This is a genomic window from Kitasatospora sp. NPDC094016 (assembly GCF_040304045.1).
In the GTDB taxonomy this organism is placed as follows: domain Bacteria; phylum Actinomycetota; class Actinomycetes; order Streptomycetales; family Streptomycetaceae; genus Kitasatospora.
Window position 1 is genome coordinate 63,907 of sequence record NZ_JBEOUK010000026.1, and the last position, 13,208, is coordinate 77,114.

At 72.1% G+C, this 13,208-nt stretch carries 12 protein-coding genes and 1 tRNA gene; 4 read left to right on the forward strand and 9 right to left on the reverse strand.

Features of this window, described 5'->3' with window-relative positions; all coding sequences use genetic code 11:
* Positions 1 to 11: 11 nt before the first annotated feature.
* The 3 genes from ABT015_RS23280 to ABT015_RS23290 all read left to right on the forward strand — a co-directional run bounded on the left by ABT015_RS23280 (position 12) and on the right by ABT015_RS23290 (position 2,636).
* The gene (locus tag ABT015_RS23280) at positions 12 to 1,727 is read left to right on the forward strand and encodes an alpha/beta hydrolase (RefSeq protein WP_502897382.1); all 1,716 of its coding nucleotides are present in this window, start codon (positions 12 to 14) and stop codon (positions 1,725 to 1,727) included.
* An 88-nt stretch (positions 1,728 to 1,815) separates the two neighbouring features.
* The gene (gene leuE, locus ABT015_RS23285; protein WP_350882035.1) at positions 1,816 to 2,481 is read left to right on the forward strand and encodes a leucine efflux protein LeuE; all 666 of its coding nucleotides are present in this window, start codon (positions 1,816 to 1,818) and stop codon (positions 2,479 to 2,481) included.
* An 81-nt stretch (positions 2,482 to 2,562) separates the two neighbouring features.
* A tRNA-Thr gene (locus ABT015_RS23290) sits at positions 2,563 to 2,636 on the forward strand.
* Positions 2,637 to 2,698: 62 nt separating this feature from the next.
* On the opposite strand, the gene ABT015_RS23295 is transcribed toward ABT015_RS23290, so the two are convergent.
* The 9 genes from ABT015_RS23295 to ABT015_RS23335 all read right to left on the reverse strand — a co-directional run bounded on the left by ABT015_RS23295 (position 2,699) and on the right by ABT015_RS23335 (position 11,943).
* Positions 2,699 to 3,655, reverse strand: a complete 957-nt coding sequence (locus ABT015_RS23295; RefSeq protein WP_350882037.1) for a TauD/TfdA family dioxygenase — start codon at positions 3,653 to 3,655, stop codon at positions 2,699 to 2,701.
* Between the two features lie 191 nt (positions 3,656 to 3,846).
* Positions 3,847 to 4,842, reverse strand: a complete 996-nt coding sequence (locus ABT015_RS23300) for an ArsR/SmtB family transcription factor (protein WP_350882039.1) — start codon at positions 4,840 to 4,842, stop codon at positions 3,847 to 3,849.
* Positions 4,843 to 5,082: 240 nt separating this feature from the next.
* Entirely contained in the window at positions 5,083 to 5,760 is a 678-nt protein-coding gene (locus ABT015_RS23305; protein ID WP_350882041.1) for a response regulator, read from the reverse strand.
* Positions 5,757 to 7,010: a sensor histidine kinase gene (locus tag ABT015_RS23310; RefSeq protein ID WP_350882043.1), complete on the reverse strand. Its 1,254-nt coding sequence runs from the start codon at positions 7,008 to 7,010 to the stop codon at positions 5,757 to 5,759. Before ABT015_RS23310 ends, ABT015_RS23305 begins: the two co-directional genes overlap by 4 nt.
* 196 nt (positions 7,011 to 7,206) lie before the next feature.
* Entirely contained in the window at positions 7,207 to 8,811 is a 1,605-nt protein-coding gene (locus ABT015_RS23315) for an ABC transporter permease (RefSeq protein ID WP_350882045.1), read from the reverse strand.
* Positions 8,811 to 9,707 carry an ABC transporter ATP-binding protein gene (locus ABT015_RS23320; protein WP_350882047.1) on the reverse strand — a complete coding sequence of 299 codons (897 nt, stop codon included), beginning with the start codon at positions 9,705 to 9,707 and terminating at the stop codon, positions 8,811 to 8,813. Before ABT015_RS23320 ends, ABT015_RS23315 begins: the two co-directional genes overlap by 1 nt.
* A gap of 3 nt (positions 9,708 to 9,710) precedes the next feature.
* Entirely contained in the window at positions 9,711 to 10,475 is a 765-nt protein-coding gene (locus ABT015_RS23325) for a DUF4097 family beta strand repeat-containing protein (RefSeq protein ID WP_350882049.1), read from the reverse strand.
* Between the two features lie 264 nt (positions 10,476 to 10,739).
* Positions 10,740 to 11,702: a TauD/TfdA family dioxygenase gene (locus tag ABT015_RS23330; protein ID WP_350882051.1), complete on the reverse strand. Its 963-nt coding sequence runs from the start codon at positions 11,700 to 11,702 to the stop codon at positions 10,740 to 10,742.
* 43 nt (positions 11,703 to 11,745) lie between these two features.
* A complete protein-coding gene (locus tag ABT015_RS23335) occupies positions 11,746 to 11,943 on the reverse strand; it encodes an MbtH family protein (RefSeq protein WP_350882053.1) in 198 nt (65 codons plus the stop codon).
* 256 nt (positions 11,944 to 12,199) lie between these two features.
* Between ABT015_RS23335 and ABT015_RS23340 the strand changes: the two genes are divergently transcribed.
* A complete protein-coding gene (locus ABT015_RS23340; RefSeq protein ID WP_350882055.1) occupies positions 12,200 to 13,207 on the forward strand; it encodes an SAM-dependent methyltransferase in 1,008 nt (335 codons plus the stop codon).
* The last annotated feature ends 1 nt before the right edge of the window (position 13,208 follow it).

The window sequence follows — 13,208 nt, forward strand, 5'->3', positions numbered from 1 at the left end:
CCTGGGTGACGATGGAGAGGGCTCGGATGATCGCGAGGGGTCGGATGAGGGCCACCGGGCGGGTGCTGGCCGCGGCGCTCGCCGTCGGGCTGCTGGCGGGCGGGTGCGGTGCGGGTTCCTCGGGTTCCTCGGGTTCGTCGAGCTCGTCGGGTTCAGCGGGCTCAGACGGCTCAGCGGGCTCAGCGGGTTCGTCCGGGGCGGGGGGTGCCGGGCCGTCCACCCCGGCCGCGCCCGGGGTCACGCCGCTGGAGCCGCTGCCCGCCGCCGTCCCGGCCGGGCTGGCCCCGTACTACGCGCAGCGGCTCGACTGGCAGCCGTGCGACGGCGGGTTCGAGTGCACCGCCTTCCGGGTGCCGCTGGACTACGACCGCCCGGGCGACGGCGACCTCACCCTGGTGGCGGCCCGCGCCACCGCCGTCCCGGCGGGCTCGGGCTCCGGCTCGGGCTCCGGCTCGGGTTCCGAGGAGGGGGCAGGGGAAGGCCGGCTCGGCTCGCTGCTGCTCAACCCCGGCGGACCCGGCGGCTCGGCGGTCGAGTACCTGGAGGCCACCGCGCGGACGTACGACAACGGCGTGCGCGCCCGGTACGACCTGGTCGGCCTCGACCCGCGCGGGGTCGGCCGCAGCAACCCGGTCACCTGCCTGAGCGGCGACCGGATGGACGCCTACACCGCCGTCGACCCCACCCCCGGCGACCAGCACGGAATCGACGCCCTGGTCGCCGCCGACAAGGAGTTCGCCGAGGGCTGCCGCCAGCGCGCCGGGGCGGCGCTCGGCCACCTCGGCACCGTCGAGGCCGCCCGCGACATGGACGTGCTGCGCGCCCTGCTCGGCGACGAGCGGCTGAACTACGTCGGCAAGTCCTACGGCACCTTCCTCGGCGCCACTTACGCCGGGCTCTTCCCCGGCCGGGTCGGGCGGCTGGTGCTGGACGGCGCGGTGGACCCGTCGCTCGACTCGGTCACCGGCAACCGCACCCAGGCCGGCGGCTTCGAGACCGCCTGGGCCGCCTTCGCCAAGGACTGCGCCAAGCGCGAGGACTGCCCGCTCGGCGGCACCGAGCAGCAGATCGGCGAGCAGCTCACCGCCCTGCTCGCCACCGTCCAGGCCGACCCGCTGCCCAGCACCGACCACGGCCGGCGACTCACCGCGGCCCAGGCGACCACCGGCGTCATCCAGGCCATGTACGCCGACTTCCTCTGGCCCAAACTGCGCACCGCGCTCACCGACGCCAAGGCCGGCGACGGCACCGGCCTGCTGAGGCTCTCCGACTCCTACTACGGGCGCGAGGCGGACGGCTCGTACCCCAACCTGATGTTCGCCAACACGGCGGTGAACTGCCTCGACCTGCCCGCCCCGTTCGCCGGGCCCGAGGACGTCCAGCGTGCCGTGCCGGACTTCGAACAGGCCTCGCCGCACTTCGGCCGCGACATGGCGTGGATGGCGCTGGCCTGCACCTACTGGCCGGTCCGGGCCACCGGCACGGCGCACACCATCCGGGCCGCCGGCGCCGCCCCCATCGTCGTCGTCGGCACCACCCGCGACCCGGCCACCCCGTACGCGTGGGCCCAGGCGCTGGCCGGGCAACTGGAGTCCGGACGCCTGCTCACCTACGACGGGGACGGCCACACCGCGTACGGGCACCACGACGCCTGCGTGGACGGCGTGGTCAACCGCTACCTGCTGGCGGGCGAGGCACCGGAGCCGGGCGCGCGCTGCACCCGGTAGGCGGGATGGTTTCCGCTTCAACCGACCGCCGGTGCGACGTTACGATGAGCGCCCCCGCCCTCATCTCCTCCCCTCCCCGGAGCGCACCGTGCTCGGAGTCAACGACCTGGCGACGTACGTCCTCGGCGCCCTCGTCATCGTCCTACTGCCCGGCCCCAACTCCCTGTACGTGCTGTCCGTCGCCGCCCGCAAGGGCATCCGGACCGGCTACCAGGCCGCCGCCGGCGTCTTCGTCGGCGACCTCACCCTGATCAGCCTCACCTCGCTGGGCGCCGCCTCCCTCCTCAAGGCCAACCCGGCCGTCTTCGCCGTGGTCAAGCTCGGCGGCGCCGCCTACCTGCTCTGGATCGGCTACGGCATGCTCCGCGCCGCCCGCCAGCTCTGGCGCGAACGCCGGACCGCCGACAATCCGGACAACCCCGCCACCACCGCCGAACCGGCCGCCGAACCCGTCGAGCGCCCGTTCCGCCGCGCCCTGGTGATCAGCCTGCTGAACCCGAAGGCGATCCTCTTCCTGCTCTCCTTCTTCACCCAGTTCGTCGACCCGGCCTACGGACAGCCGGCCCTCTCCTTCGGCCTGCTCGGCGGGATCCTGCAGACCTTCAGCGTGCTCTACCTCTCCCTGCTGATCTTCGCCGGCACCACCCTCGCCACCGCCTTCCGCCGCCGCCGTCGCCTCTCCGCCACCCTCACCAGCGGCGTCGCCGTCCTCTTCGCCGGCTTCGCCGCCAAACTCGCCGTCTCCTCGGCCTGACCCCACCCCCACCAACCGGGTGTGGATCACCCGCGAAACCTGTGTAGACTGGCCCGCGTTGCCACCACGCGTGACAATGGCGCCGCCTTAGCTCAGCTGGCCAGAGCAACGCACTCGTAATGCGTAGGTCGCGGGTTCGAATCCCGCAGGCGGCTCTGTAGAAGCCCCAGGACTCACTCGCCGTGACCTGGGGCTTTTGCGTGGGGTGGGGCGAGGGTCAGGGGGCGGGCCAGTCGGCCCAGGTGGCGGAGGTCATGGTGACCAGGACGGTGCGGTCGCCCTTGTAGGGGGCACGGCCGTGGCTGGCGAGGATGTTGTCGACGACCATGACGTCGCCCTGTGTCCAGTCGGGGGCGAGGGTGGTGCGGTCGAAGGCGGCGTGGATCTCGGCCAGGGTGTCCGCGTCGATGGGGCTGCCGTCGCCGAAGTAGGCGTTGCGCGGCAGGTCCTGCTCGGGGAAGACGGCGAGGAGGGCCTCGGTGGTCTTCGCGGGCAGCGAGCCGATGTGGAAGAGGTGGGCCTGGTTGAACCAGACGGTCTCGCCGGTCACCGGGTGCCGGGTGAGCGCCGGGCGGACCTGGCTGGTGCGCAGCAGGTCACCCTCCCACTCCCAGGCGATGCCGTTGTCGCGGCAGTAGGCCTCGATGTGCCCGCGGTCCTCGGTCTGGAAGGCCTCCTGCCAGGAGAGGCCGATGCCGTCGTGGTAGGCACGGGTGTAGCGGACGCCGAGGGCGGAGAACTTCTCGACCAGCTCGGCCGGGAGCTCGGTGAGGACGGTGCGGCTGTCCGCGACCGGGGTCTGGCCGCCGGTGCTCGGGGTGCGGGTGGCGAGGAAGAAGAGGTGGTCCGGCCAGCGCGAGGAGTAGGAGCTCTCGTTGTGCTGGGGGATGCGCTGGTCGGCCGGGTACTCGGTGGAGGTGTAGACGCTGCCGGCGACCCGCGAGCGCGGGGTGGAGCGCTCGGTGTACTCCAGGGCGCCCCCGCCGAGGACGGCGGCCACCCCGGCCAGCTCGTCGGTGGAGGCGACTGCGGCGCCGACGAGCCTCAGCGAGCCGTGGCGCAGGATCAGTCGGCGTAGTCCGGGGCGGTGGGCGAGCAGCCACTCGCCGCGCTCTGCCCAGTCGGGAACGGTGGCGACGGGCTGCACCGTCCCGCTCTCTTCGAGGAAGGACACTTCAAGGTCCGTACGCGATCTCGTCACGGCGGCTTCACCTCGTCTGTGCGGTGGTGGCGGGGATCGGGGGCGCTGTCATCTTCGCCGCGTGGCCGCCGCCGGGGACAGGCGATTAAGAGAGGCCCGAAAACGTCTGGCGAACGCGGGGCCGGGGCCGCGGTGGGGCCGCGGCCCCGGCGGTGGGCCGAGGGCTACCGGCCGGCCAGGACGGACCGGCCGTGGGGCGCGTTCCGGTGCGGCGCCGTGCCCGGGGGGTGGGCCAGGAGACGGGTGCCGCCGTTCAGCAGGGAACGGCCCAGGGGCGTCACGGTGTGCAGGACGAGGTTGCGGGTGCGACGGGTGGCGATCAGGCCGGCCGCCCGCAGGACCGAGGTGTGCTGGCTGACAGCGGCGTTGGAGACGCCGACGCGGTCGGCGAGTTCGCCGTTGGTGCTGCCGTTGAGCAGGGCCTCCAGCAGGGCGGCCCGGGTCTTGCCGACGAGGCTGGCGAGGGCCTCGCCCTGGGCGGAGTCGAGCGGCCGCTCGGCCTCGCGGGTGCCGAGTACGGCGTCCCCGCGGTAGTCCGGGCGTATCGGGAAGACCAGGGCCGGGGCCGGTTCGGCCTTGACCACGGTGGCGTGCGGTGGGACCACGGCGGGCGCGGTCAGGAACAGCGACGGCGTGATGAGCAGGCCGCGGCCGTTGAGCTCGATGGTCTCGTCCCGGTCGTCCTCGACCTCCAGAACCGGTGCCCGCCAGTGGACGCGCGGGTGCAGGGCCTGGAGCAGCGTCTCCACTCCGGAGGCGCTCATGATCTGCCGGTAGGCGTCGGTGTCGCGGACCAGCCGGGTGTGGATGGCCTGCCAGTACGGGAGGACGGCGATCGCGCCGAACTCCTGGACCAGGCCGTCCGGTCCGGAGGAGAGGTCCTCGCCGGTGGTTCGTGTCGGAAGCCGCGGTAGCGGGTCGGACGGATCGTCCACCTGCGGCGGCGGAGCGCCGAGCAGATCCCAGATGGTCCGTCCGGAAAGGTCGAAGCGGTGCATCAGACGCTGGAGCTCTTCTCGGCTCCGCACGCTGTTGGTGACCGTCTGATGCCATCTTCGGAAGTAACCACCCGAGTTCTTCGACCAGTTGTCCAAGGCGAACGCCGCCTCGGCCTCGGCCGTCGGTGGTCCGGCGACCCGGACGCGGACGAGGTCCTCCATCGAAAAGACGATGCGGCTCACGAACGTGTTCCCCTTCCCCCGAAGAGAACTTGGCCATGCGGACGTTCGGCCGAAGTTCCCCCTCATTCGACTGGGGGCAATCATCGCCGTTCACCGGCGCGCCGGGGTATCCCCCGTTCGGGAGATCCGCAGGATCGGGCCAGGGGTCGCACTCGGTGACAGGGAGGGCGGGGGCGGTGGGGTGCGGCGAACAGGGTGTGTTCCAGCTGGGTGTCGTCCCTATTCCTCGCCCCGCTGCATGGTGCCGCCCTCCCAGGCCCAGGCGGCGATCTCGACCCGGTTGCGCACCTTCAACTTCGTCTGGACGCTGGCCAGATGGGACTTGACGGTGGAGAGGGAGATGGCCAGCGTCTCGCCGATCTCCTGGTTGGTGCGGCCGCGGGCGACCAGCCGGGCCACGTCCAGTTCCCGGTCGGTCAGGACGGTCGGGGAGAGCGTCGTCGCGGCGGCCTGGGCCGCCCCGGGCCCGGCGGCGGAGAGCCGCTTGAGCAGCCGCACGGTGACGGCGGGGGAGACCATCGCGTCGCCGGCGGCGACCGCGCGGACCGCCTCGATCAGCAGGGTCGATCCGCTGTCCTTGAGCAGGAAGCCCTGGGCGCCGCCGCGCAGCGCGCCGTAGACGTACTCGTCCAGGTCGAAGGTGGTGACCACGACCACCCGCAGCGGGTCGCTCACCCCGGGGCCGGCCAGCAGCCGGGTGACCTGCAGGCCGTTCAGCCGGGGCATGCTGATGTCGACCAGGCAGACGTCGGGCCTCAGCCGGCGGGCGAGTTCGACACAGGTGGCGCCGTCGGCGGCCTCGCCGAGCACCTCGATGTCGGGCTGGCTGTCGAGGATCAGCCGGAAGCCGGTGCGGACCATGTCCTGGTCGTCCGCGATGAGCACCTTGATGGTCATGCCGGCATCCTCCGAGTGCTGGGGTCCGTGTTCCTCACGGGGAGCAGGGCCGTCAGCTCCCATCCTCCCGCATCGTCCGGGCGCTCGGTGAGCGTTCCTCCGACCGCCCGGACGCGCTCCTGGAGCCCGAGGAGGCCGAGGTCCTGCTGTCCGAGGTGGGGGACACGCAGACCCTTGCGGGCCGTTCCCCCGCGCGGCGGTCCGTTGCGCACGGTGGCCTCCAGGGTGGACGGGCCGAGGCCTATCCGTACGGTGACCCCGGTGGCGTCCGGGGCGTGCCGGCGCACGTTGCTCAGGCCCTCGGTGATCACCCGGTGCGCGGTGGTGACGATCTCGGGGGCGAGCCGGGCGGTGAGCGCGGCCTCGTCCAGTTGCAGGTCCACCGAGGCGCCGCCCCGGCGGAAGGACTCCACCATGACGGGTATGTGCGCGATGCCCTGCCCCGAGAGCGGCGAGGCGGCGGCCAGGTCGGTGCCCTCGCGCAGCATGGCGACCAACTGCCGCATCGACTCCAGGGATTCGCTGCCGGCCTGCTCGATGTCGTCGAAGATCGGGACGACTTCCTGCGGCGCGGTCTGCCAGATCGCCCGGCCGGCCTGAGCCAGCACGATGATGCCGGTGACGTGGTGGGCGACGAAGTCGTTGAGGTCGTTGGCGAGGTCGATCAGTTCGTCGCGGCGAACCTGTTCCACGGCCCGGAGCCGACGAGTGTCGGCCGCGCGCAGGTAGCAGCCGAGGGCGATCGCGACGCCGGCGACGACGGCCAGCAGCACGACGGTCAGCACCGTCCCGGAGGCGCTGCGGGAGATCCGTGCGGCGAGCCCCAGCAGGGCGACCACCAGGGCGGCGCAGGTGCCGAGGACGGCGGCGCGGGCGCGGACGTGCCGGGCGGTGGTGATCAGCAGGAGGCTGAGCGCGAGCAGCTCCATCAGCCCGGGGGAGTCCTGCTCGGTGCCGCGGACGAAGCCCACGGCGGACCAGACCAGCGACCAGAGCGCGGCCGCCCCGGCGCGTAGTTCGGGTCGGCCGCGCGGGCCGAACAGCACCAGGGCGGCTGGGACCAGCCCGGCGAGCGGCAGCAGCGGTCCGGCGGTGTCCAGACTCATTGCCAGGTCCAGCAGCCACAGCACGCCGAACCCGACCGCCAGGGCGGCCCGGGCGGCGCGCGGCAGGGTGGACACCGGCGTCGCCGGGGACGCCTGGTCCGGGGCCGGGTGGGCGAGGAGGTCTCGGAGGCTGGGGAGCCGCACGGGCCGGCCTTTCGGGTCGGTGGAGTCGGACGGTCGATCAGGGAACGGGAGGCCGGAAGGTCGCGGGCGAGCGGGGCAGGCGGGGCGGTCGGCTGGACGGGGACGGTCGGAGCGGCGCCCGGACGGGGTGCCGGGCGCCGCTCGGGCCTAGGCACTGGCGCCGGGGCCGGCCGGGTCTGCCCCGGAGGGCGGTGGTTCAGCGGTTGGCGCGCCGTACGGAGTCCACGCCGAGAGCCAGGGCGGCCAGTAGCACCGCGGCGGCGGCCACCGCGGCCGTGCCCGGGCCCTTGCCCTCCGCCACGCCGAGGAAGTCGACCTCCGGGATGCGGTTGAACATCGCGTACCAGAGCAGCGGGTAGAGCGCCTGGAACAGCCGGGGACCGCGGCTGACGATCCCGCAGAGCATCGCCAGGGCGGGCACCACCAGGGCGCCGACCAGGGCGGCGACCGCCGCGCCGGTGTCGCCGGAGGCGATCAGCCGGACGATCGGCACCGCGGTGACGGCCAGCGCCACGGCGATCCCGGCGAGCAGGCCCGCCAGCAGCCGGCGGCCTGCGGCCGGGCAGGCGGCGAGCAGGTCGTCGAGGCTCCCGGCGCCGGCGTGGTTGCCCATCCGGGACCAGATGAGCACCGGCCAGAGCACGGTGAGCGGCAGCACCGGGTGGAGGACGTTCCCGCTCGGGACGGACGCGGCGAGCACGGCCAGGGCCAGCGTGCCCAGCCACCACCAGCGCATGCCCTGGAGTAGGACGCGCACCTCGCCGGCCAGTGTGGGCAGGAAGGACGAGCCCATCCGGGGCGCCGTCAACAGGGCCGGGTCGAGGCCGAAGGAGGCGCCCGCGCCGGCGGCCGGCTCCTCGGCGCGGTCGGCGTGCTCGGCACCGGTCCGGTCGGCCGCGCCCTTGGCGCCCGGGACCAGCGCGCCGACCGCGGCGATGGCGGTGGACGGGTCGAAGCGGCGGAACCAGAGCACCGACAGCAGCGCGGCCACCAGCGAACCGGCCACCAGCAGCGCGGCGTTGGCCAGCAGGCCGCCGCCCGGATCGCCGAGACCGAGGCCCTGCCAGTCGAAGGTGACCGGGGTCTTGTCGTCGGAGGTGAGGCCGACGCCGAAGCGCACCGCCTCGGCCGGGTGCCCGGCCGCCGAGATCGCCTGGCGCATCGACTCGCTGATCCGTTCCATGCTCAGCAGGTCGTACGCGCCGGAGGCCTGCGAGGCCATGATGCCGACCAGCCAGACCACGAACCAGATCAGCGCGCCGATGCCGCCGCGCAGGCCCGGCAGGGTGTCGAAGAGCACCGCGCAGGCCGCGACGAGGGCCAGCAGCGGGAGCGTGATCAGGACGAAGGGCAGCAGCAGGCGCACGACGTCGACGTGGTACGACTCGCCCTTGACCAGCTGCACGCCGAACGCGGTCACCGCGAGGGCGAGCAGCATCGAGCCGAGCACCAGCAAGTTGCTGCAGAACTTGCCGAACAGGTACGAGGGCCGGGTCATCGGCGTGGCCGCGAGGATCTGGCCGACGCCGTTGCGCTCGTCCTTGGGGACGGTGCCGCGGGTGATGTTGAAGCCGGCCAGCGCCAACCAGACGGCGCCGCCGAGCGCGGTGACGGTGCCGACGTAGCCGCTGGTGTACAGGCCCCGGTAGCCGCTGATCTGGAAGACCTGCCAGGTCGAGGAGCCGACCGGGGCGGCCAGCAGGCCCAGGGCGAGCGTGCCGAGCAGGACCACCAGGTAGGCGGGACGGCGGCGGCGCTCCCGGAAGTCGGCGAGGGCGAGCGCGGCGACGGTGCCCGCCATCAGCGCACCACCGCCCGCGGGACGGCCGGAGCCGGGGCGGAGGTCAGCAGCAGGTAGGCGTCGTCGAGCCCCGGCGGGACCGGCTCGGCGTGCTGGGCGGGCGCGTGCGGGGAGATCACCCGGGCGCGGACGCCCTGCGGGGTGCGGGTGGTGCCGCCGAGGACGAACCGCGAGCGCAGGGCCGGGATCTGGTCGGAGGCCATGGTGAGCTCCCAGACCGAGCCCTCGGCGAGCCGCAGGAGCTCCTCCGGGGTGCCGTGGTGGATCAGCCGGCCCTTGCCCATGACGGCGATCCGGTCGGCGGTGGCCGCCACGTCGGAGACGATGTGGGTGGAGAGGATCACGATCCGCTCGGAGCCGAGGCCGGTGAGCAGGTTGCTGAACCGCATCCGCTCCTCCGGGTCGAGGCCGACGGTCGGCTCGTCGACGATCAGCAGCTGGGGGTCGTTGAGCAGCGCCTGGGCGATGCCGACCCGCTGGCGCATGCCGCCGGACATCGAACCGAGCCGCTGCTTGGCGGCTCCGGAGAGGTTGACCAGGTCGAGCAGTTCGACGATCCGGGCGTTCGCGGAACGGCCCTGCAGCCCCTTGGCCGAGGCCAGGTAGGAGAGGAACTCGCGGGCGGTCAGCTGCGGGTAGACGCCGAAGTCCTGTGGCAGGTAGCCGATGGTGCGGCGCAGCGGGCCGGGGTTCTCGGCGATGTCGGTGCCGTTCCAGAACACCTGGCCGGAGGTCGGCTTGGTGACGGTGGCCAGGATCCGCATCAGGCTGGACTTGCCGGCGCCGTTGGAGCCGAGCAGGCCGAGCACGCCGGGGCGCAGGGTCAGCGAGAAGGAGTCCACCGCGCGCTTGCCGCCGCGGTACTCCTTGGTCAGATCGGTGATCTGGAGTTCCATCGCTCAGTCTTTCGTGTTGACGCGGACGACGCCGACCTTGGAGGTGACGGTGATGGCGTGGGCGGAGTTCGGGTCCTCGCCGACGTCCACGTGGGGGTTGGACGAGCCGGCCTTGGCCTCGACGTGGTAGCGGGTGCCGTCCTCGGGGACCCGCACGGTGATGCTGCCGGTGTCGGACTCGGCCTTGACCCTGTCGGGCGCCTTGACGAAGGTCAGCTTCACGCTGCCGTTCTCGTTGGCGACGTCCACGTCGGCGCAGGAGAGGCCGCTCGCGTCGACCTTGCCCTTGTCGGTGCGGACGGTGAGCGGCGCGGCGAGGCCGTCGAGGTCCACCGAGCCCTGCTCGGTCTTCACGTCGAGCTTGCCGTCGATGCCCTTGGCGGTGATGCCGGCCGATCCGCTGCCCTGGACGGTCACGGCCACGCCCTTGGGGACGTGCACGGTGTACTGGGCCTTGCAGTTGAGGACGATGCCGCTGCACTTGCCGGACAGCTTGAGGGTCTCGCCCTCCAGCGTCCAGGCGGCGTTGCCGTCCTTCGCGGCCTGGCCGGCGAGCCTGCGGTCGGCCCTGAGGGCGGTGCCGTCGGCGGGCACCAAGGTCACATCCTTGTCGGTGTCCACGGTGAGGTGCGTGCCCTGGAAGCCGAAGTCCTTGGAATCGTTGCGGGGTTGGGCGTCCAGGTCGTCGCTCACACCGCAGCCCGTGAGCGCGATGGCCAGTGCGGAGATCGGGGCCACCCAGGCCAGCTTGGCGGTCGACATTTTCATACCCGTCATGCTCCCGGCGGGGCCGGGGCGGCGACATCCGCCTTTCGGGAGAGATCGGCGGGGTGTCTCGTTCCTTCGGCCGAGGACGTGCTCTCGTTCTTTCGGCCGGGGCGGCACGGGTGAACGGACGGGGGTGGACCGGGGGTTCACTATACGAATTCCCCGGGGAAAGAGCGCCCGCCCGGCACGGGCCGGTGAAGGCCGTGCCGGGCGGGCGGGGAAGGGGTGTTCGGAAGCGGTTGTCGCGGGCCGTCGGCTCCGGCCTCAGATCAGTACGGTCCGCTTTCCGGTGACGGCGCTGATTCGCCGGGCGTCGCGGGTGAGATTGACCCGCTTGAGCCAGCGGTCGGTGCCGTCGAAGCGGCAGCGGAAGGACTCCCGGCCGTGCACCACCCGGAAGTTGTCGATGAAGACCAGGTCGCCGGGGGCGAGCGAGATCCGCTCCACGTGCTCGCCGAGGACGGCCTGGACGGTCCTTACGGCTTCGGCGGCTGCGTCGTCGCCGGGCAGCGGGCGCATGAAGTCGATGTCGAAGCGCAGGTAGGGGGCGTTCGGGGGGCCGAACAGCACGGCGCCGAGCTGCGAGCCGTCGCCGGCGCTGTCGGGCAGCGAGCCGAGGTTGTGGGAGTCGTCCGGGAGGAACAGGAAGCGCTCCTGGAACAGCACCTCGCGGACGTCCTGAGGCAGGTCGAGTGCCTCGGCGCGGACGTAGGTGGTGCCCACCTGGGTGGGGTTGCGCAGGCACAGCAGGGCCACGTAGTCGCTGCGGCAGGGGTGGAAGACGTCCTCGGTGTGGAAGTTGAGCTCCCTGGTGCTGCTGGCGCTGGTCAGCGAGTTGTCGTCCTCGGGGGTGGGGCAGACGTCGTGGACCAGCCGGCCGGCTTGCTGGCTGGTCCAGCCGAACGGCTCGGCGAGTCCGGCGCCGACCAGGGCCAGCACGCCCTCCTCGTGCCAGCCCGCGCCGAGCTTGGCGGCCGGCTCCCAGCCGAGCGGGGTGGGCTCCAGGTCGGCCCGGACCGGAAGGTTGGAGACCACGGTGATGGCCTCCCCGCCGGTGCGGGTCGCGGCGAGGAAGGTCCGCAGCCGCTCCGGCAGCCGCTGGGCGGCGCCGGTGGCGGCCGCGGACATTCGCGAGGGGTCCTGGTCGCCGTTCAGGGACTCCAGGAATTCATCGGCGAGAACCGCGATCTCGTCGCGCTCTTCATCGTGCAACCGCAGCGTGGACACCGCTTTCCTTTCTTTCGCATCGGTGCGCCCTGAGGGTTTCCGGTCAGGACGCGATGGGGCGTGGGCGGAGATCGTTCCAGTTGCTCTCGATGTAATTCAGGCAGTCCTCCCTGGAGTCCGGTCCATACGTCGACGACCAACCGTCTGGAACGTCGAGGAAATCCGGCCATAGGCTGTGCTGGTTCGCTTGGTTGACCAAAACCCGGAAGGTCCCGTCGGCATTCTCGAACGGGTTGCCCATTCGTCTCTCCCTGAACTGGTGTGGGGCCTGCACTGGCACCGCTCATGCTGGGAATCGGTTCGGCGTGCTGACAAGCTCGTTAAGCCAGGCCTTAAATCGGGAAACGGACCCTTTGGCTTCGCTTCGCCGAATGTCTGTGGCGGACCGATATATCGCGCTGACCTGTGGTTATCGTGCCCTGCTTAAGGAGCTGGAGCCTGCTGTTGGTTCCGGTCGAAACTGATGTCACCTGCCGGAAACCGAACAGGAGGCATCCATGTCGATCACTGAAGTGGCGATACCCGGAGCAAAACTGACATCGGCCGACATCTACAACTCGGCGGTCGCATCCTGGGCAATTGCCGCAGCCTGGGAGGTGGGCGCGCTCGACGAGCTGAACGGCGCCTCCTCTCTGGATGCGGAGGAACTGGCGGAAAAGCTAGGGCTGGACCCGGTCGCGTCCCGCGGGATGTTCCAGGCGCTCGCCTCGGTCGGGGTCGTCACCCGCGATGGCGGCACCGTCAGCCCCGGCCCGATCTTCGACGAGGTGAACACCTACCGGTCGTACTTCCACTGGCTCAGTCGGGGCTGCTCCGGCCTTTATACCGAAATGCCCTCGGTGCTCCGAAAAGAGAACCGGGTCGGCTCCTTCTACCACCGCGACGGCGCGGCCATCGGCTACGCCTGCCGCGAGCTGTCCTCGTTCTCGTTCGACCCGGCGTTCTGGGCCGCGATGGATCGGCTGCCGTTCGACTTCAAGGTCGCCGCCGACCTCGGCTGCGGCAGCGGCGAGCGGCTCATCCAGATCGCCAACCGCTACCCGGGCACCCGTGGGCTCGGCCTCGACATCGGCCTCCCGGCCGTCGAGATGACCACCCGTGAGGTGGCCAGGGCCGGCCTGTCCGACCGCATCACCGCTCTCCAGGCGGACGCTCGCGACCTGGCCCCGCACTCCGTCTTCGCGGAGGTCGAGCTGCTCACCTGCTTCATGATGGGTCACGACTTCTGGCCCCGCGAGAACGCCGTCAAGTCGATGCGCACCCTGCGCGAGCGGTTCCCCAACGTGCGCCGCTTCCTGCTGGGCGACACCACCCGCACGGTCGGCTACCCGGACCGCGGGATCCCGCTGTTCAACCTCGGCTTCGAGTCCGCCCACGACCTGATGGGGCAGTACATGCCCACCCTGGACGAGTGGTACGGGGTCTTCGAGGAGACCGGCTGGAAGCTGGCCGGCGAGCAGCGGATCGAGTCGCCCGCCGCCTCCGTCGTCTTCGAGCTGGAGTGAC

Coding starts and splice junctions, on each gene's coding strand:
- ABT015_RS23280 (WP_502897382.1), top strand. CDS start 12: ATGGAGAGGGCTCGGATGATCGCGAGGGGTCGGATGAGGGCCACCGGG.
- ABT015_RS23300 (WP_350882039.1), bottom strand. CDS start 4,842: ATGGAGGACCTCGTCCGCGTCCGGGTCGCCGGACCACCGACGGCCGAG.
- ABT015_RS23305 (WP_350882041.1), bottom strand. CDS start 5,760: ATGACCATCAAGGTGCTCATCGCGGACGACCAGGACATGGTCCGCACC.
- ABT015_RS23315 (WP_350882045.1), bottom strand. CDS start 8,811: ATGGCGGGCACCGTCGCCGCGCTCGCCCTCGCCGACTTCCGGGAGCGC.
- ABT015_RS23320 (WP_350882047.1), bottom strand. CDS start 9,707: ATGGAACTCCAGATCACCGATCTGACCAAGGAGTACCGCGGCGGCAAG.
- ABT015_RS23325 (WP_350882049.1), bottom strand. CDS start 10,475: ATGAAAATGTCGACCGCCAAGCTGGCCTGGGTGGCCCCGATCTCCGCA.
- ABT015_RS23335 (WP_350882053.1), bottom strand. CDS start 11,943: ATGGGCAACCCGTTCGAGAATGCCGACGGGACCTTCCGGGTTTTGGTC.
- ABT015_RS23340 (WP_350882055.1), top strand. CDS start 12,200: ATGTCGATCACTGAAGTGGCGATACCCGGAGCAAAACTGACATCGGCC.